The sequence below is a fragment of the Streptomyces sp. NPDC048636 genome (assembly GCF_040650655.1).
GTDB lineage: Bacteria > Actinomycetota > Actinomycetes > Streptomycetales > Streptomycetaceae > Streptomyces.
The window spans coordinates 52366-71042 of record NZ_JBEZHR010000007.1 but is presented as its reverse complement, the minus strand read 5'-3'; the positions used below and the strand labels follow the sequence as shown (position 1 = coordinate 71042).

Here is an 18677-nt window from a genome sequence, read left to right as displayed (position 1 = left end):
GTCGTCCCCTGGTGGGACCGGGGTCCGGCGGTCCGCGGGAGGGGCTGTCCCGTGTGACATGGGCCGCTGGGCAGGTCCCTCGTTCGGACGTGCTCGGAACCTGGCCTAGACTCGATGCCGTGCCACGTGGTGACGGACGACTCAGCCACGACCTGCTCCCCGGTGAGAAGGGCCCCCAGGACGCTTGCGGCGTCTTCGGAGTCTGGGCACCGGGTGAAGAGGTCGCCAAACTCACCTATTTCGGGCTGTATGCGCTGCAGCACCGCGGACAGGAGTCCGCGGGCATCGCGGTGAGCAACGGCTCCCAGATCCTCGTCTTCAAGGACATGGGCCTGGTCTCCCAGGTCTTCGACGAGACTTCCCTCGGCTCCCTGCTGGGCCATATCGCGGTGGGCCACGCCCGCTACTCCACCACCGGAGCCTCGGTGTGGGAGAACGCGCAGCCGACCTTCCGGGCGACCGCCCACGGCTCCATCGCCCTCGGCCACAACGGCAACCTGGTCAACACGGCCGAGATGGCCGACATGGTCGCGGCCCTGCCCAGGGACGGCGGCCGGGCCACCCAGGTCGCGGCGACCAACGACACCGACCTCGTCACGGCCCTCCTCGCGGGCCAGACCGACGAGGACGGCAAGCCGCTGACCGTCGAGCAGGCCGCCCCCATCGTCCTCCCGCGCGTCAAGGGCGCTTTCAGCCTCGTCTTCATGGACGAGCAGACGCTCTACGCCGCCCGTGACCCGCAGGGCATCCGCCCGCTGGTCCTCGGCCGGCTGGAGCGCGGCTGGGTGGTGGCCTCCGAGTCCGCCGCGCTGGACATCGTGGGCGCGTCCTTCATCCGGGAGATCGAGCCCGGTGAGATGGTCGCCATCGACGAGAACGGGCTGCGCTCCACCACCTTCGCCGCCGCCCGCCCCAAGGGCTGTGTCTTCGAGTACGTCTATCTGGCGCGCCCCGACACCGACATCGCCGGGCGGAACGTCTACCTCTCCCGGGTCGAGATGGGCCGCAAGCTGGCCGCCGAGGCCCCGGCCGACGCCGACCTGGTCATAGCGACGCCCGAGTCCGGCACCCCGGCCGCCGTCGGCTACGCCGAGGCCAGCGGCATTCCGTACGGCTCCGGGCTGGTCAAGAACAGCTATGTGGGCCGGACCTTCATCCAGCCCTCGCAGACCATCCGCCAGCTCGGCATCCGCCTCAAGCTGAACCCCCTCAAGGAGGTCATCCGGGGCAAGCGCCTGGTGGTCGTCGACGACTCGATCGTCCGCGGCAACACCCAGCGCGCCCTGGTGCGGATGTTGCGCGAGGCCGGGGCAGCCGAGGTGCATATCCGCATCTCGTCCCCGCCCATCAAGTGGCCGTGCTTCTTCGGCATCGACTTCGCCACCCGCGCCGAGCTGATCGCCAACGGACTGTCGGTCGAGGAGATCGGCAAGTCGCTGGGGGCCGACTCGCTCTCCTACATCTCCATCGACGGCATGATCGAGGCGACCACCATCGCCAAGCCGAACCTCTGCCGCGCCTGCTTCGACGGCGAGTACCCGATGGACCTGCCCGACCCCGAGCTGCTCGGCAAGCATCTGCTGGAGTCCGAGACACAGGTCACCAGCAGCACCGACGCCGACGGTGTGCGGACGCTGACCGCAGGGGTCGGCGGCGCCGACGCGCTCCGCCGCCCGTAGGCCCGTCCGCCTGCCATCCCCTGATTGGAAAGATCCCTACGCCATGACACCCCCGTCTGAGTTCGGGTCCACCTACGCCGCCGCGGGCGTCGACATCGAGGCGGGCGACCGCGCCGTCGAGCTGATGAAGGAGTGGGTGAAGAAGGCGTCCCGGCCCGAGGTCGTGGGCGGTCTCGGCGGTTTCGCCGGGCTCTTCGACGCCTCCGCGCTGGCCCGCTACGAGCGCCCGCTGCTGGCCTCCGCCACCGACGGCGTGGGCACCAAGGTGGATATCGCGCGCCGGATGGGCGTCTACGACACCATCGGCCATGACCTGGTCGGCATGGTCGTGGACGACCTCGTCGTCTGCGGCGCCGAACCGCTGTTCATGACCGACTACATCTGCGTCGGCAAGGTCTACCCCGAGCGGGTCGCGGCCATCGTCAAGGGCATCGCCGAGGGCTGCGCGCTCGCCGGCTGCGCCCTGGTGGGCGGCGAGACCGCCGAGCACCCCGGGCTGCTGGCCGCCGATGACTTCGATGTCGCCGGTGCCGGTACGGGCGTGGTCGAGGCCGACCGGGTGCTGGGCGCGGATCGTATCCGAACGGGTGACGCGGTCATCGCCATGAAGTCCTCCGGACTTCACTCGAACGGGTACTCACTGGTCCGTCATGTGCTCTTCGACAAGGCCGGCTGGGAGCTGGACCGCGAGGTGCCGGAGTTCGGCCGCACCCTCGGCGCGGAACTGCTGGAGCCCACCCGGATCTACGCGCTCGACTGCCTGGCCCTGACCCGCACCACCGAGGTGCACGCCTTCTCCCACATCACCGGCGGCGGGCTCGCCAGCAATCTGGCCCGGGTGATCCCGGACGGGCTGCGCGCGGAGGTCGACCGTTCCACCTGGACCCCCGACCCGGTGTTCCGGCTGGTGGGTGAGGCCGGATCGGTGGAGCGGCCGGAGCTGGAGAAGACCCTCAACATGGGCGTCGGCATGATGGCCGTCGTGCCCGCCGAGTCGGTGGACGTGGCGCTGGCCACACTCGCCGACCGCGGGGTGGACGCCTGGGTCGGCGGCGAGATCCTCGACCGCGCGGCCGGGGACACCGAAGCGGTGACACTGACCGGTGACTACGCGAGCTGAGCTGGCCCCGCGCGGTGCGCGGGCAGCACGGAAGCCGGTCCGAGGCGTGGGCCCCGGACCGGCGGAGGTGCGGCGAAAAGCCGGACGCCTGGAACGAGTGGTTCAGGCGCGGCGACGCTGCGGGGACGGATCGGACTGTTCGTCGTCCTCGTCCTCATCGTCGTTGTACAGATCCGCGTACTGTGCGTACGGGTCGTCGTCCAGCTCATCGTCCTCGAGCGGCTCGCCATTCGGCGGCTGGCTCGTTGTCGATGCGCCCAGCTCCTCGGCCAGGCGTGAGAGGTCAGTCCCACCGCTGTTGTACTTCAGCTGGCGGGCGACCTTCGTCTGCTTGGCCTTGGCCCGGCCGCGCCCCATGGCTCGACCCCCTCAACGACGGGGCTCGACGGCCCCAGAGTCTTGACACGCGTTCACGATCATCACTCGGAGCGGACTCCCCTGGGAGAGACCGGTCCGTAGGGCTTCAACGGTACCTGCTTCTGTGGCCATACGGTACGTCGCCCGCACGAGGTGCCACGTCACAGGACCGGCGGGCAGCCCCTTACCCGCTGGTCAGCTGCGATTTTAGCGTGTCTTGTGCGCCGACCCGCCGACGGGTCGTGAGGGATCTCTCCTCGACGGCTCCGCGGGGGCTCTCGCGGCCCCGCGCGGAACCGTCCGGAGGGGACCGGTACGGCCCGTCCGGACGGCTCTCAGTGGCTTCTCAGCGCTTCCCGGAGACTCAGGCGCGCGCCCGGCCCTCCGCCATCCGAAGCTCCGCCAGCCGGTCGGCCGCCGCCGCGGGCGGGATGCCGTCGGTCTGCGCCCGATCGAATATGGCCAAAGTCGTATCGAAGATCTTGGCGGCCTTGGCCTTCGCCCGGTCGAAGTCGAAACCGTGCAGCTCGTCCGCGACCTGGATCACGCCACCCGCGTTCACCACGTAGTCCGGCGCGTAGAGGATCCCGCGGTCGGCGAGGTCCTTCTCCACACCCGGGTGCGCGAGCTGGTTGTTGGCCGCGCCGCACACCACCTTCGCGGTCAGGGCCGGCACCGTGTCGTCGTCGAGCGCGCCGCCGAGCGCGCACGGCGCGTACACATCGAGGTCCGCGCGGATCAGCGCGGCGGTGTCCGGGACGGCCCGGACTCGCGGATGGCGGGCCAGCACCCGGTCGACCGACTCACCGCGCACATCGGTCACCACGACCTCGGCGCCGTCCTCGAGGAGATGGTCCACCAGATGGTGGCCGACCTTGCCGACGCCCGCGATGCCGACCCGGCGGCCGCGCAGCGTGGGCGCGCCCCAGGACGCCTGGGCGCTGGCCCGCATGCCCTGGAAGACACCGAAGGCGGTGAGCACGGAGGAGTCGCCCGCGCCGCCGTTCTCGGGGGAGCGGCCGGTGGTCCAGGGGCACTCGCGGGCCACCACGTCCATATCGGAGACGTAGGTGCCGACGTCGCAGGCGGTCACGTAGCGGCCGCCGAGGGAGGCCACGAAGCGGCCGTAGGCGAGCAGCAGGGACTCGGTCTTGATCTCACCGGGGTCGCCGAGGATCACGGCCTTGCCGCCGCCGTGGTCGAGACCGGCCAGCGCGTTCTTGTAGGACATGCCGCGGGCGAGGTTGAGCGCGTCGAGGACGGCCGCGTCCTCGGGGTTCTCCTCGGAGCCGTAGGCATGGAAACGGGTGCCGCCGAGGGCCGGGCCCAGAGCGGTGGAGTGGATGGCGATGACGGCCTTCAGGCCGCTCTCCCGGTCCTGGCACAGCAGGACCTGCTCGTGTCCGCCCAGGTCGGACCGGAACAGTATCGAGAGCGGGGACAGAGGGTTCGGCTCGCGACTTACCGTCGGACCGTCGGCGCTGACGGTGTGACGTACGTCGGTCACGGTGGTGACTCCCATAGGTCGGGGTGGGCGCCCTCCTTACGGGTGGGGAGGGCCGATGGGCAAGAGGGTAAGCCCTGGGCACCCGGTGGATCGGTGACGTCCCCGACGAGTCCGCATGGCGGGCGTGGGACGATGCGGTCAGCCGGGTGAAGACAACTCCTGGCGGTGGTCTCAGCCTTGAGGGAGCGCGAGTGACCTTGGCGTCTTCGGTGATTGTCCCGTACGCGGCGTATCTCCGGGTCTATGAACCACTGGCCGCTTTTCCGGAGCCGGAGCGGTCGCACTGGGCGCGTTATGCCAAGCGGGACGACATCCCGGGCGCGCAGGACGAACTGCGCCGCTCGCTGGCCGACCTGCTGCCGGTGCCCCCGGTGCCGGTGCCCGTGCACGAGAGCGCGGACGCCTTCGTGGCGGTCGTGGACGGTGTCACCTGTGTCTGCCCCTGGCGGACCCGGCTGCGGGGCTGGCTGGCGCTGGAGGAGCTGTCCGAGCAGCTTCCCGGTCCGCTGCTGGACGCGGTGCTGCCCCCGGTGGTGCGGCGCCAGGCGGCCTCCGACTACGAACAGTGGCTGGAGCGCAACCCGGACGCCCGGCCCTGGATCCGCACCGCGACCTGGCATGTCCCGGTGCGCTGGTTCGTGCTCTTCGCGGACGACGAGCGCGAGTACACCAAGGGTGACGAGGGTCCGCTGATGCGTTACCGGACTCCAATGGTCCAGGCCAGACGCAGGGTGGCGCGTGGCCTTAAGGTACTGAAGGAATCCCTCGGCGAGGGTCCGCTGATCGACGGCCTGATGGACGTCGGCCGGTGGCTCGAGGAATTCCATCCGCGGTCACTGGTCGAGCTGGACTACGGCGGTCTGGTGCACGCGCTGCCCGCCGGGCACCTGGAGGACGACCGCTCGGCCGCGGATGTGGCCGAAGGACTCGCCGCGCTGCGCGACGGGGACGGGGAGCGGGCGGGCAGTGTCTACGAGCGGCTGACCGACCGGTGGAGCGATGTGCGCGGTCGGCAGCACGCGAGCTGACGCGTGGACCGATCCGGTGTACACGGGGACGTAGGTCCCGATCCGGGCCATTGCCTCAATCGTGACCTAAAGCACTGACTTCGGGCCTTGCGGCAATCCCCCACCCTCGTGTCAAAATAGGACAAGGAGTCCGGGAAGGGCTCCTTCCGCCCAAGTATGGGCGGATTTCTCGGTATTGCACTCCTTGGTGGATCTGGTGCCCCCTGATCCTGCTGTGACTGATCGTCACGGACGCGTGACTGTCCGTTATGGCATGGTCCATCGGCTTCCGTCGAGGTTGAACACCTGAGAGGGCAATTCCGTCGGTTTGGCCGACGGGGCTGGACAGATGGTGTAGTTGTAGTGCCGAGGACAAGCCGTTCGTCCTATAACCGACTCGGCCCGCGTCTGCCATTTCGGGCAACGTGGGTCAAGGTGCAGAATTTAGAGGAAAGAACCGTGATGGTTCGGTTCTCCCGAGGAGGCCGCTCATGACCGCTCGCACCCCTGATGCCGAGCCGCTGCTGACCCCGGCTGAGGTTGCCACGATGTTCCGCGTGGACCCGAAGACGGTCACGCGCTGGGCGAAGGCAGGCAAGCTCACGTCCATCCGCACGCTTGGAGGGCATCGGCGCTACCGCGAAGCGGAGGTCCGTGCACTTCTGGCGGGCATCCCGCAGCAGCGCAGCGAGGCCTGAACAACCGCATAACCGGGCATTTCCGGGCCCCCCAGCCCGGCTTTCGCCTGTATGGCTCCATACGACGGGTGCCTGCCCCAACAGGCCAATCACCGCTCGACATGGGTGCGTCGTCGATCGCGCTGGACTCCGCCGGGTCCAGCGCGATCTTTTTTGTGCCCGCTTCCGATGCCGAGGCGGGGTTGCGGGACCGGGGGATGATGGGTGCCCCGGAGGTGTCGCCGAGCGTCGCCGCACCGCCCCGAGGGGTGGCGCTCCGGGCCGGTCGCGGGGTCCCGGAGGGGCTCCGGCGGTGGCTCGGACAGGGCGTGCAATTGCACATATTAAATTGACCCGTTGTGAGGGGGGCATAAGTTCCGGCTCGCCGGAAACCCATGCGGTGACTCCCGTCACACTATCGGGTACTTGTTTCTGTCCTTGCCGCTGCGGTAATGGCAACTGCGGTAAGGGCTTACCAAGTTGAGGACGGAGCGGAAGGGCCCGCTTCCTGGCCGGACTCCCGCGCCGCCGGGTCCACCGATGCCACCGGCTCCTCCCGGTCCCCGTCCCGTCCCTCGGCGGCCGCCGTCGGCTCCATCGCCAGCCGCAGCAGCCGATGACAGATCGGGCAGTGCCGGGTCAGATGGCGGTAGCTCGTGGCGGCCGCCAGATGGGCGCGCAGCAGCGCCCTTGTCTCATGCTTCGCGGACGTCGTCATACGCCGCACCTCCCGCGCACCCCCACCACACCTTCTTGTCTGGGTACCGCCGGCCGCGAGTGGCCGTCAAGATGCCAAAAGGCCCGGATCCACTGGGAATCCGGGCCTTCGATGAGGCGGTCCTGACGGGATTTGAACCCGCGGCCTCCACCTTGACAGGGTGGCGAGCACTCCAAACTGCTCCACAGGACCAACAGTGGCGCCTACGGACCTGCCGTCCGCGCCGCGCTGTTGTGCGCTTGCGTCCCAGACTCTACAGCAGGTCAGGGGGTGCGGTCGAACTCGCGCCCGGCGCCCCTCCGGCGGCCCCTGAGCAGCACCCGAGCGGCCCCTCGGAACACCCCCGCGGGACACCCCTCGCGGTCAGGGCGCCGCCGCGTCGATCGCCTTCACGATCCGCTTGTCGGAGACCGGATAGGCGGTGCCGAGGGCATGGGCGAAGTAGCTCACCCGCAGCTCCTCGATCATCCAGCGGATCTCCAGCGCCTCCTGGGGCACCGGACGCCCGGCCGGGAATTGCTCCAGCAGCCAGGCGTATTCGTCCTGCATCTCGTGGACCTTCGCCATCCGGGTGCGGTCCCGCTCGGCGTTGGCCGCGAGCTGCTGGAGCCGCCGGTCCACGGCGACCAGATAGCGCATGAGGTCCGGGAGGCGGCGCACCCCGTGGGCGGTCACGAAGCCCGGCGTGATCAGCCGTGAGAGCTGCTCCTGGATGTCCTGGAGGGACGACAGCAGCACCGGGCTGGTGGTGGCCTTCAGCCGCCGCTCGCACGACTGCCAGGCGGCCAGCACCTCCTGGACCTTGCGGACGGTGTCCAGCGTGGCGTCCATCAGATCGGCGCGCACCGCGTCGAAGAGCTTGCGGAAGGACTCCTCGTCCCACGCCGGGCCGCCACGCGCCGCGATCAGCCGGTCGGCCGACGCCGCCACACAGTCCTCGAAGAGGGCGGGCACACTGCCGTGCGGACTGGCCGAGAGGGCCAGCTTTGCCTGGTTGGACAGCTTGCCCTGGACGAACTTGGCCGGGCTGGCCGGCAGCTGGAGCAGGATCAGCCGACGGGTGCCCCGCCACATCGCCTCCCGCTGCTCGGCCTCGGTGTCGAAGAGCCGCACCGCCACCGACGCGCCCTCGTCCACCAGCGCCGGATACGCCTTGACCGGCTGGCCCCCGCGGCGGGTCTCGAAGGTGCGCGACAGGGCCCCGATCGTCCACCGGGTCAGCCCGCTGCGCTGCTCGGTCCCGGCCGACTGCTTCGAGGTCTCGAACGCCTTGGAGATCGCCGCCCGGGTCTTGGGCTTCAGCCGCTGCTTCAGCGCCTCCAGGTCCCTGTCCTCGGCCAGCTTGCGGCGCCGCTCGTCGACCACCCGGAAGGTGATCTTCAGATGGTCCGGGACCTTCGACCAGTCCCAGTCCTCCGGCTCGATCCGTACGCCCACCATCCGCTGGAGCTCCCGGCCGAGCGCCGCGGTCAGCGGTTCCTGGAGGGGGACAGCGCTTTCCAGGAACCGCTTGGCGTAATTGGGCGCCGGGACGTAGTTGCGCCGTACCGGCTTGGGCAGCGACCGGATCAGCTCGGTGGTGAGGTCCTCGCGCAGCCCCGGGATCTGCCAGTCGAAGCCGTCCGCGGTGACCTGGTTGAGCACCTGGAGCGGGATATGGACGGTCACCCCGTCCGCGTCCGCGCCCGGCTCGAACTGGTACGTCACCGGGAACTTGAGCTTCCCCTGCCGCCAGGAGTCCGGATAGGCGTCCTTGGTGATGTCCTGCGCCCGCTCGTTGATGAGCATCGACTTCTCGAAGTTGAGAAGCTCCGGCTCCTCGCGGCGCTTGTGCTTCCACCAGGAGTCGAAGTGGGCGCCGGACACCACGTGTTCGGGGATGCGCTGCTCGTAGAAGTCGAAGAGGGTCTCGTCGTCCACCAGGATGTCGCGGCGGCGGGCCCGGTGCTCCAGCTCCTCCACCTCGCCCAGCAGCTTCCGGTTGTCCTGGAAGAACTGGTGGTGGGTCCGCCAGTCGCCCTCGACCAGGGCGTTACGGATGAACAGGTCGCGGCAGGTCTCCGGGTCGATCCGGCCGTAGTTGACCTTCCGCTGGGCGACGATCGGTACGCCGTACAGCGTGACCCGCTCGTACGCCATCACCGCCGCCTGCTTCTGCTCCCAGTGCGGTTCGCTGTAGGTGCGCTTGACCAGGTGCTCGGCGAGCGGCTCGATCCACTCCGGCTCGATCTTGGCATTGACCCGCGCCCACAGCCGGGACGTCTCCACCAGCTCGGCCGACATCACCCAGCGCGGCACCTTCTTGAACAGCGCCGACCCGGGGAAGACCGCGAACTTGGCGCTGCGCGCGCCCAGGTACTCGTTCTTGTCGGTGTCCTTGAGGCCCACATGCGACAGCAGCCCCGCCAGCAGCGACGTATGGATGTGATCGGGCGCCGCGTCCTGCTCGGACAGCTGGATGTCCATCGTCCTGGCGACTGTGCGCAGCTGGCTGTAGATGTCCTGCCATTCGCGTATCCGCAGGTAGTTGAGGAACTCCTGACGGCACATCCGGCGGAAGGCGGACGAGGACAGCTCCCGCTGCCGCTCCCTGATGTACTTCCACAGGTTGAGGAAGGCCAGGAAGTCGCTCGACTCGTCCTTGAAGCGGGCGTGCTGCTGGTCCGCCTGCTGCTGTTTGTCGGAGGGGCGTTCGCGCGGGTCCTGGATGGACAGCGCGGCCGCGATCACCATGACCTCGCGCACACAGCCGTTACGGTCCGCCTCCAGCACCATCCGGGCCAGCCGCGGGTCCACCGGCAGCTGGGCCAGCTTGCGGCCGACCGCGGTCAGCCGCTTGCGCGGATCCTTCTGCTTGCCGTCCAGCGCGTGCAGCTCCTCCAGGAGCTGGACGCCGTCCTTGATGTTGCGCCGGTCCGGCGGGTCGATGAACGGGAACTTCTCGATTTCACCGAGCCCGGCGGCGGTCATCTGGAGGATGACGGAGGCGAGGTTGGTCCGCAGGATCTCGGCGTCGGTGAACTCCGGGCGGGTGAGGAAGTCGTCCTCGGAGTACAGCCGGACGCAGATGCCGTCGCTGGTACGGCCGCAGCGGCCCTTGCGCTGATTGGCGCTGGCCTGCGAGACCGGCTCGATCGGCAGCCGCTGGACCTTGGTGCGGTGGCTGTAGCGGGAGATCCGGGCGGTACCCGGATCGATCACATAGCGGATACCGGGGACGGTCAGCGAGGTCTCCGCGACGTTCGTGGCGAGCACGATCCGTCTGCCGGTGTGCCGCTGGAAGACCCGGTGCTGCTCGGCGTGGGACAGCCGCGCGTACAGCGGCAGCACCTCGGTCGACCGCAGCTGCTTCTTGTTCAGCGCGTCGGCGGTGTCCCGGATCTCCCGCTCACCGGAGAGGAACACCAGGATGTCGCCGGGGCCCTCGGCCTGGAGCTCGTCGACCGCGTCGCAGATCGCGGTGATCTGGTCGCGGTCGCTGTCCTCGCCGCCCTCCTCCAGCAGCGGCCGGTAGCGCACCTCGACCGGATACGTACGCCCGCTGACCTCCACGATCGGCGCGTCGCCGAAGTGGCGGGAGAAGCGCTCGGGATCGATGGTCGCGGAGGTGATCACGACCTTGAGGTCGGGGCGGCGGGGGAGGAGCTGGGCGAGATAGCCGAGCAGGAAGTCGATGTTGAGGCTGCGCTCATGGGCCTCGTCGATGATGATCGTGTCGTACTGGCGCAGCTCGCGGTCGGTCTGGATCTCGGCGAGCAGAATGCCGTCGGTCATCAGCTTGATGTGGGTGTCCGGGCTCACCTGATCGGTGAAGCGGACCTTCCAGCCGACCGACTCGCCCAGCGGCGTCCCGACCTCCTCGGCGATCCGCTCGGCGACCGTACGGGCGGCGATACGGCGGGGCTGGGTGTGGCCGATGAGCCCCTTCACCCCGCGTCCCAGCTCCAGACAGATCTTGGGGATCTGGGTGGTCTTGCCGGAGCCGGTCTCGCCCGCGACGATCACCACCTGGTGATCGCGCACGGCCGCCAGGATGTCGTCCCTCTTCTGGCTGACCGGCAGCTCTTCCGGATAGGTGATGTCCGGCACCGCGGCACGGCGGTCCGCGACCCGCAGCTCGGCGCGCTCGATCTCCTGGGCGATCTCGCCGAGGACGGCCGTACGGGCCTCGGGCTTACGGATCCGGCGCGCGCCGTCGAGCCGGCGACCCAGCCGCTGCTGGTCACGCAGCATGAGCTCGGGAAGCCGGTCCAGCAGGGCGGGCAGGGCGGGGGCAGGCGTGGTGGACATACGGACCCCAGGATCTCACCTCGGGAAATCGGCTGGCGAACCATTTCCGTTCGGGCCGTGTTGCGCGATATGCCCGTGATGCCGCTTTAGCGTGAGCGCATGGCGGATGACAAGGCGGACAGGGCCGGAGGCCCGGACCCCGGGCGGCGGCCCGGCCCCGGGGAGGCGGCCGAGGCCGCGAAGCGCTCCGCGTCGTCGGCCTGGGCGCGCTTCACGCACTCGGCCTTTCTCCCGGCCACCGTCATCGTGCTGATCATCTCGGCGGGCGCGGGGCTCTTCGCGGGCTCGTACACCTTCGCGTTCGCCAACCCCACCCCGCGCCAGATCCCCACCGCGGTGATCCCCGCCGACCGGGGCACCGCCTCCCGGATGGCGTTCATCGGCGGTATGGAGAAGGCCCTGGGCGCCTCGCTCCGGCTGCATGAGTACCCCTCCTTCGCCGCGGCCCACCGGGCCATCGAGGACCAGAAGGTCTTCGCGGTGCTGCGGATGCACGGCCGCGGCGTCGAACTGGACGTCTCCTCCGCGGCCGGCGCGACCGTCGCCCAGGTGCTCACGTCGGCCGCCGGGAAGGTGGGCCGGGCGGCCGATGTCCCGGTCCGGGTCAGGGACCTCAAACCGCTGCAAGAGGGCGACCCGCGCGGTCTCGCGGTCTTCTACATCACGCTCGCCGCCGTGATCATCGGCTTCCTGGGCGCGGTCCAGCTGAGCGTGAACGCCTCGGGGCTGAGACCGCTCGAACGTATCGGCTTCATGATCGCCTACGCGGTGCTCGGCGGCTTCTCCATCGCGGCGGTCGTGGACTGGGGGCTGGGCACGCTGGACCTCCCGTTCCTGGAGTCCTGGTCGATCCTGGCCCTGACCATGTTCACGTCCGGGCTGGTCTTCTCGATGTTCAACGTGCTCTTCGGACGCTGGGCGCTGATCCCGACCTGGGGGCTGATGGTGCTGCTGGGCAACCCCTCGTCGGGCGGCGCGGTCTCCTGGCCGCTGCTCCCGTCCCTCCTGGGCCGCGTCGGCCGCTGGCTGCCGCCGGGCGCCTCGGTGAACGCCCAGCACACGGCGATCTACTTCGGCGGCCACCAGCACGCGTTCCCGTTCCTGGTGCTGGCGGGGTGGTCGGTGGTCTCGATGGCGGTCTTCTGGATCTGGCGCCATGGGCACCCGGGTGCCCGGCCGCCGAGGGCGGCACCGGAGCGTCCGTCGCGGACGTGACGGACGGCCGGTGGTCCGGAACAGCAGAAGGTCCCCCTCCGTCTGTGCGGAGGGGGACCTTCACCGGAGCGCCGAGCAGGCCTTGCACCTACATCTCTCGCTTGGAGGCGAGCATCTTTCCTTAGACGACCGACGCATCAACCGCTGCCCGTCGGGGCGGCGTTGCGAGATCAACTCTACCCCATTCCGATCATCGGAAAGGCAACCGTGCCGCGGCGGCGTGGGCGACGAGGGAAGCCCCCTCCGAACGATCCCGGAGGGGGCTTCGGCCGACGACTTCCGCTCAGCAGCGGGCGACGGTCTTGGCGCTCTCGGCCTTGTCGTTGAAGACCCAGCCGCGCTTCAGGTTGTTGATGGACGTGTGCGGCCTGACGCAGATCGAGTAGCCCGAGTAGTCGTCGTTGTCGTAGATCCGGACGTTGTAGCCGGTGTTGTTGATCAGCGACGTGATCTCGTTGTCACCGTCCCAACCGTCGATCTGGTACTTCTTGTTGGTGCCGGTGGGCTTCCAGCTGACGTACTTGCTCCCGGTGTAGCTGGCATCCTCGTACATGCAGATGCGGCCCGAGTCGCAGCTCCAGCCCTGGGCTTCGACCGCGGAGCGCTCCTGCGCATGAGCCGGGACGGCTCCCAGGGCGACGATCGCGGTCGTCGCGGCGAACCCGAGGACCGCGCCGCGGCCGAGGCGGCCCATGAGGACCTTCGTCTTCGAACCTGCCATGTCTTGTTCCCCCAACTTACTCATGAGGCACTGGTCGTACCCCTGGCGCCGCATTGCCGGGCGGCTCCGGGCGGAGCGCCGCGGCCGATGGGCGCGGAGCTCCTGGATGGACCACCTTCGGAAGCGACTTGCGTCGCGCATGGTCTGACCGAAGGGGGCCGTTCAGGACTTTAGGAAGGCGGTCCGTTCTTGATCAACCGATTTTCCGAGTCGTCGTCCGAGGCGGCCGTCCCGCGCCAAGGCGGTGGCGTAGTGAGCACGGAAAAAGCCCCGACGGGAGAACCCGTCGGGGCCTTTCTGCGGCAGTGGCTGGGGCCGGGGTCGAACCGGCGACCTTCCGCTTTTCAGGCCGTGCCGGGGCCCGGCTGGGCCCGGTCGTGGGGTGCCTGGGGGTGCTCCGTTGATCGTGGTTGTCTGCTGCTGTTGGCGTACGGGTTGGCGTACGCCAACCCGTACGAGTGACGGTCCGGGTATTCGTTGGCGAACGTAGGACTCGACCATGCTTAGGCTCTGCCTGCGGACGCGTCCGGAGCGTCGAGCACCTCCCGCACGGCGCGTTTGAAGGCTCCGACGGCCGCGTTTACGTCGCTCTCCACCTCTTCGCTTGTTGGGATGTCTGTTCGGGGAGGTAGCCCACGGCTGGTTCGCAGCTCTCGGGCTAGAAGGGCCGTCTGCCAGAGTGCGATGCAGCGGACTACCCGTGCCGCAGCCTCAGCGGCTTTGCCCGGTCCCTCCATCTCGACAAGCAACAGAGCCTTTTCGATGTTGCTGATCAACGACCTGAATCGGTCTGCGGATCCGGGCGGTATCGCTTGGTCAAGCAGTGCCCTCTCCGCTGCGGCGCGACCCAGGTCGTAGAACTCACTTACGGCGGTGAGAAACGCCATGTAGGCGTCTCGTTGGCCCTGACGCCGCCAGTGGGTGTGCTGAGACTTCGTCTGGTAGCGCCCCGTCAGGCGAGCCGCGTAAATCGCGCCCCCAGCGCCCACGATTGCTCCTAGAACAGCCGCGATGGCGCCTACAAGCGCCACACCCCCCGCATCCATGGCGTGCATTGTGCCGGACAGGCTGGCCTGAGACTGTCCTTGCTGGTCTACGAGGGGAGGAAGCCGGGCTTGGCCTGGCCGAGGTCTCGCAGGTGAGTCAGGTACTCCTGGGCGGCGGGCTCCGTGGCGTACCGCTGCCGGAGCACGGCCGCCAGTTCCCGGCTGGTCATGATGAGCGATGGGACGGACTGCCGGTCACCTTGCAGTGCCCGTTCGCCGTGGATGAGCGCCTGTTCGAGATCGCCCTCACGGGCCGCCGTCACGCCCAGCGTGACCCGCGCTTCGGCGTTCCGCATCGGCGAGCGTTCCATGCCGTCGAAGTCCGTACCGACCCGCAGCACCTCATCGGCCAGGGTCCGAGCTAGCTTGTCCTCGCCGACGAGCCGGTAACAGTCCATCGCGTAGAAGTCGAACTTCGCTGGGTCCACCACGAAGTGGTGATCGAGGTTGTCCGGGTGTGGCATGCCTTCAAGCAGGCGCCGCCCGCGATCGAGGGCGACCTCGACCTGTCGGCGGTCGCCGAGCCGGGCCCACGCTTTTGCCTCCTGTCCGGCGAGCTGCACGGCCACGCCGTGGTGCGCTGCTTGCTCCGCCCCGGCCTGGGCCGCCGCGATGACCCCCTTGTAGTCGCCCGTGGTGAGCGCGAACCACGCGCGCATCTCATGGGCCCAGCCCGCCACCTCGGCGTGGTCAGATTCCGTGGCCAGTGACAGGGCGGCACGGCGGGTGGACTCCGCCGCGTGGCGATTCCCGGTGTCGTACTCCACGCAACCCACGAGGAGCGCCAGCCAGCCGGACAGCGCGAGTACTTCGCGGTGCTGCGCGAGTGTGAGGTTCTTCGAGGCGAGGTCAACAACCCGCTTAAGCCATTGCCGACCCTCGATGAGGAGCTGTTCGCTCGGCAAGTGCGGGTATTCCGAGCAAAGGCGGTCTGTGGTGATCCGGAGTGCGTCTAGGGTGGCGTTGTCGACGTCGGACCTATTGAGCCGTCCGACGATTTCGAGCGTCTCCATGCCGCTCGCAACAAGGATTTCTTCGTCGCCATTCCTGCGAGATGGTGCGGGGAAAAGCGCGTGCGTGACGGTCCCGAACGTGGCCGCGATGATGGGGCGGTAGAACTCGCCCGGCATGGCACCGGCCTCCCAGCGCTTCCACTGCCGCACCATGCTGTCGTCGGCTGGCAGCTCCGATGGCGCGTGGGCACGCAGCGCCTTCACCGCGTCGAGCTGGGACCAGTCGCGCGCCGTACGTTCGGCTGCGATGCGCTGCGCCCATGCGGGCCTGCCGTCGCTCATCTCACCCTCCTCCGAGTACCTACCGCGAGTCTTCCCATCGGACAGGGGGACAGGCAAGAGGACAGAGCGGTGACACCTCTGGTGTCCCCTGTCCGATCTTGCCGACCCCCTGTTGTCACTTATTTCACAGGCTCGCGTCCTGCATGGTTATTCCAGATCACGCACCAGCCGAGTCGGCGCGCTCTTCGAGTTCCGCTACTCGCTCAGTCAATGCCTGAATCTGGAGGCGCATTTCCTTGAGTTCTTCTCCCACGTCTCGCTTAGGAGCTGAAAACTCTTGGTTGGCCTCTGCGATGAAATATCCGCGATTTCCCGCAGAGACAACTAGACCCTCTTCGATGAGGATGAGCATGCCGTCCCGCACGGTCTGCGTGGCATATCCGAATTCTTCGGCCAGCTCCTTGACGGTCGGCAGCTTGCCGTCCGGGAACCTGTGGTCCTTGATCCGGCCGCGCATCGCGTCGGCCACCTTCACCGGCTTGGGTCTTGGGTCGCTCGCCACACCGCTCATGGCTTCGAGGGTATCGACCGGCCCGCGCTATGGGCCGATGGCACGTCGGGGTTGTGTACTAGCTTGAGCTAGTGCAAGCTAGTTCAAGAGCGCAGCGCCCGGAAACGGGAGCCGGTCGCTCCTGCATGACCGCGTCATCGAACGCCCGGAGGGTCCTGTGACAGGGGCCCAAAGGCAGCGTCCGTTCCTTGAGAGCTCAACAGAGTGCTGATCAAACGAGTGCTTTTGGTCCCCGGCGCCTCCCCATCTGGGGAGGCGCCGAGGGCCATGACCACTCGTCTCCAAACGAGTGCTCAGCACGGTCCGCCGGACCGTGTCTCCTCCATGCGGCGGCCTCCCAGCCAAGGACAGTCCCGCCGCTTCGGGGTCTCCCTGCTCAACCAAAGATCTGGAGATCTTCAATGCGTACCTACGTAGGCGATCAGGAGGCGGCAACGACCGCCGAATTCGTTGAGTTGGCCTTCGGGTTCGATGACGGGCCCGTCGGCATCGACCGCGAGCTGTTCGTGGGCCCGATGTGGCCCGAGACAGACGAGGAGCGAGCGGCGCGCCTGGACGTGGCGCGAGAGGTTCTTGAGGACCTGCGTGAGGCTGCGGCCGCTGGCGATGACGTCGCTGGGTGGGACGCGCTGTACGCGGAGCAACTGACGCAGACGGTGCCGCTGCTGCGGTCCGCTGCCCGTGCCGGCCGTTCTTCGGGGACGGGGGAAGCGGCATGAGCGAGCAGACGACGGCCGCCGCGCCGGTAGACCGGACGGACGCCAACCTGACCGCCGCCCACGCGGAGGTGAAGGCGGAGATCTCGCGCACGGACAACAAAGCATCGTTGTTGCTCGCCTTCATCGGCGCGCTGCTGGCAGGCGTGTGGTCGGTCGCGACGAGCCTGCGCCTCCCGGTGGCTGCCCTGGTGTCCGGGGGCGTGGGTGCCGCCCTCCTGGTTGCTGCTGCGGCGGTGCTGCTGGGCACGGTTCGCCCGAACCTGGGTGGCACGCGGCCGGTTGGTTTCCCGCGCTGGGCGGGGCTCACCTCGGAACAGATCCGTGCGGAGCTTGGGCAGGACAGGCGCCCGGAGCACATCGCCGTACTGTCCCGGATCGCGGTGGCCAAGTTCGGCCGCCTGCGGCGCGCGGTGGACCTGACGCTCATGGCCGGTGCCCTGTTCATCGTGGCCGCTGGTATCGCTGTGGGGGGTGCGCTGTGAGCCCCCTGACGACCACCGACGGGCGGCCCGATGTGCCGCCGCTGAGCAAGGGTGAGCGGGTCCTGTTGGGCGCCGTGGCCGTCTTGGCGGCCGGTGTGGGCGGTCTGGGGCTGGCTTCCTCGTTCGAGGCTGTATCCGACGCCGGGGCCCGCTGGGGCTTTGCTTCCCCATGGATGCTGCCGGTCGGCATCGACACCGCGATCCCGGTGTTCACCGCCGCGTTCCTGCTGCTGATCCGCACGGACATGCCGTTGGGCTGGGTGCGGTTCGTGCCGTGGGGGCTGACTGGGGTGACGTGCTGGCTCAACGTCGCTGCCGGGCACTCACTGTCGGCGAAGCTCGCGCACGGCACGATGCCGCTGCTGTGGGTGGTGCTCTCCGAGGTGGCCGCCCACGTATACGCCTCCCGGATCGGCGCGGTGACCGGCCGCCGAATGGAGAAGATCCGCCGCTCCCGCTGGCTGCTGGCCTTCCCCTCCACCTTCGCCCTGTGGCGCCGGATGACGCTGTGGGAGATCACCTCCTACTCCGAGGCGCTGGGGCGGGAGCGTGAGCGGCAGTTGGCCCGTGCGGATCTGCGCGAGCGGCACGGTCGGCGGTGGCGGTCGAAGACCCCGCGTCGGGAACGGGTCCTACTCAAGCTCGGCGAGCTGAGCCCGGCGAGCGAGGAACCGCCGCCCGCCGCTCCGCAGCCGCCCGAGCTGCCGAAGGCTGAGACCCCCAAGCCGTCGCGGAAGCGCCCCAGTAAGGCCAAGGCGAAGGCGCAGCGGACCCCGGCGGAGCTGCTGGCCGAGGCGCGTGAGGTCACGGCCGATTGGGCGGATGACGCGATCAATGCGGAGGCGATCCGGACCGCGCTGCGCTGCTCGGCCGCTAACTCCCGTGTGCTGCGGGACGCGTTGCTGACCGAGCGGGCTGAGGCGGCTGGTGTCGCTGAGGGGGTGGCGGCATGACTGAGCCGATCGTGTACGCGGCCGCGTGGCGACCGGTGATGGAAACCGCGGGATACCGCTGCCAGTGCACCGGCCAGTGCGGCAACCCGCACACCAAGGCCAAGGGGCGCTGCCCGCGCGAGCACGACCAGCACGCCAGCAAGCACCGGGGCCCGGTGCGGCTGCTCGCCGCCCCTGCCAATCCGCTCACTCCCGCGCGTGTGGCGGCCGGGATCCCGGCGACCGATCTGCGCGCGTGGTGCCCGGACTGCCACGACGCCACCCGCCGCGCCGCCCAGCGCGCGGCCCGTACCGGCCCTGACTTCGGTCAGGGCGGACTGTTCGACCTGTAACCGACGGGGCCCGGTCTCAACCGACCAAAGCGACGGCCGGGCCCCGCC

General features: G+C 69.1%; 17 protein-coding genes and 1 tRNA gene. 9 read left to right on the top strand and 9 right to left on the bottom strand.

The features are described 5' to 3' along the window. Positions 1 to 119 precede the first annotated feature (119 nt). Positions 120 to 1679, top strand: coding sequence for an amidophosphoribosyltransferase (gene purF, locus AB0C66_RS20385; RefSeq protein ID WP_362440150.1), 1560 nt, complete (start codon positions 120 to 122; stop codon positions 1677 to 1679). Positions 1680 to 1722: 43 nt separating this feature from the next. Next, positions 1723 to 2799: a phosphoribosylformylglycinamidine cyclo-ligase gene (gene purM, locus AB0C66_RS20380; protein WP_362440147.1), complete on the top strand. Its 1077-nt coding sequence runs from the start codon at positions 1723 to 1725 to the stop codon at positions 2797 to 2799. A 102-nt stretch (positions 2800 to 2901) separates the two neighbouring features. Here the strand turns inward: purM and AB0C66_RS20375 are convergent, their stop codons facing one another. Both AB0C66_RS20375 and AB0C66_RS20370 read right to left on the bottom strand, forming a co-directional pair. Next, positions 2902 to 3156, bottom strand: coding sequence for a DUF3073 domain-containing protein (locus AB0C66_RS20375; protein ID WP_362440144.1), 255 nt, complete (start codon positions 3154 to 3156; stop codon positions 2902 to 2904). A gap of 364 nt (positions 3157 to 3520) precedes the next feature. After that, on the bottom strand, positions 3521 to 4678 hold the full coding sequence (locus AB0C66_RS20370; RefSeq protein WP_362440141.1) for a Glu/Leu/Phe/Val dehydrogenase dimerization domain-containing protein: 1158 nt from the start codon (positions 4676 to 4678) through the stop codon (positions 3521 to 3523). Positions 4679 to 4854: 176 nt separating this feature from the next. Here AB0C66_RS20370 and AB0C66_RS20365 point away from each other — a divergent pair, with 176 nt between their 5' ends. Continuing rightward, positions 4855 to 5691 carry a hypothetical protein gene (locus AB0C66_RS20365; RefSeq protein ID WP_362440138.1) on the top strand — a complete coding sequence of 279 codons (837 nt, stop codon included), beginning with the start codon at positions 4855 to 4857 and terminating at the stop codon, positions 5689 to 5691. A 470-nt stretch (positions 5692 to 6161) separates the two neighbouring features. After that, positions 6162 to 6368 carry a developmental transcriptional regulator BldC gene (gene bldC, locus AB0C66_RS20360; RefSeq protein WP_003949541.1) on the top strand — a complete coding sequence of 69 codons (207 nt, stop codon included), beginning with the start codon at positions 6162 to 6164 and terminating at the stop codon, positions 6366 to 6368. Between the two features lie 451 nt (positions 6369 to 6819). Here bldC and AB0C66_RS20355 read toward each other — a convergent pair whose 3' ends face one another. From AB0C66_RS20355 to hrpA, 3 genes are all read right to left on the bottom strand, one after another. Then, complete coding sequence (locus tag AB0C66_RS20355; protein WP_362440135.1) at positions 6820 to 7065, bottom strand: DUF6274 family protein; 246 nt, start codon at positions 7063 to 7065, stop codon at positions 6820 to 6822. 117 nt (positions 7066 to 7182) lie between these two features. Next, positions 7183 to 7257: transfer RNA gene (locus AB0C66_RS20350), tRNA-Asp, on the bottom strand. 171 nt (positions 7258 to 7428) lie between these two features. After that, positions 7429 to 11355 (bottom strand): ATP-dependent RNA helicase HrpA, encoded by a 3927-nt coding sequence (gene hrpA, locus AB0C66_RS20345; protein ID WP_362440132.1) that lies wholly within the window; start codon positions 11353 to 11355, stop codon positions 7429 to 7431. Positions 11356 to 11454: 99 nt separating this feature from the next. On the opposite strand from hrpA, the gene AB0C66_RS20340 reads away from it, so the two are divergent. Next, the gene (locus AB0C66_RS20340; protein WP_362440129.1) at positions 11455 to 12570 is read left to right on the top strand and encodes an ABC transporter permease; all 1116 of its coding nucleotides are present in this window, start codon (positions 11455 to 11457) and stop codon (positions 12568 to 12570) included. Between the two features lie 283 nt (positions 12571 to 12853). Here AB0C66_RS20340 and AB0C66_RS20335 read toward each other — a convergent pair whose 3' ends face one another. The 4 genes from AB0C66_RS20335 to AB0C66_RS20320 all read right to left on the bottom strand — a co-directional run bounded on the left by AB0C66_RS20335 (position 12854) and on the right by AB0C66_RS20320 (position 16143). After that, on the bottom strand, positions 12854 to 13291 hold the full coding sequence (locus AB0C66_RS20335) for a peptidase inhibitor family I36 protein (protein WP_362440126.1): 438 nt from the start codon (positions 13289 to 13291) through the stop codon (positions 12854 to 12856). A gap of 503 nt (positions 13292 to 13794) precedes the next feature. Further along, positions 13795 to 14178 (bottom strand): hypothetical protein, encoded by a 384-nt coding sequence (locus AB0C66_RS20330; RefSeq protein WP_362440123.1) that lies wholly within the window; start codon positions 14176 to 14178, stop codon positions 13795 to 13797. Positions 14179 to 14384: 206 nt separating this feature from the next. Then, positions 14385 to 15632, bottom strand: coding sequence for an XRE family transcriptional regulator (locus tag AB0C66_RS20325; RefSeq protein WP_362440120.1), 1248 nt, complete (start codon positions 15630 to 15632; stop codon positions 14385 to 14387). Positions 15633 to 15789: 157 nt separating this feature from the next. Then, entirely contained in the window at positions 15790 to 16143 is a 354-nt protein-coding gene (locus AB0C66_RS20320; protein ID WP_362440117.1) for a winged helix-turn-helix domain-containing protein, read from the bottom strand. 401 nt (positions 16144 to 16544) lie between these two features. Between AB0C66_RS20320 and AB0C66_RS20315 the strand changes: the two genes are divergently transcribed. From AB0C66_RS20315 to AB0C66_RS20300, 4 genes are read left to right on the top strand one after another with little or no spacing between them, the layout of a single operon-like run. Next, on the top strand, positions 16545 to 16862 hold the full coding sequence (locus AB0C66_RS20315) for a hypothetical protein (RefSeq protein ID WP_362440114.1): 318 nt from the start codon (positions 16545 to 16547) through the stop codon (positions 16860 to 16862). Further along, entirely contained in the window at positions 16859 to 17344 is a 486-nt protein-coding gene (locus AB0C66_RS20310) for a Pycsar system effector family protein (RefSeq protein WP_362440111.1), read from the top strand. The genes AB0C66_RS20315 and AB0C66_RS20310 overlap by 4 nt, the downstream gene beginning before the upstream one ends. A 5-nt stretch (positions 17345 to 17349) precedes the next feature. Continuing rightward, entirely contained in the window at positions 17350 to 18297 is a 948-nt protein-coding gene (locus tag AB0C66_RS20305) for a DUF2637 domain-containing protein (protein WP_362441075.1), read from the top strand. Beyond that, positions 18294 to 18629 (top strand): hypothetical protein, encoded by a 336-nt coding sequence (locus tag AB0C66_RS20300; RefSeq protein ID WP_362440108.1) that lies wholly within the window; start codon positions 18294 to 18296, stop codon positions 18627 to 18629. Before AB0C66_RS20305 ends, AB0C66_RS20300 begins: the two co-directional genes overlap by 4 nt. The last annotated feature ends 48 nt before the right edge of the window (positions 18630 to 18677 follow it).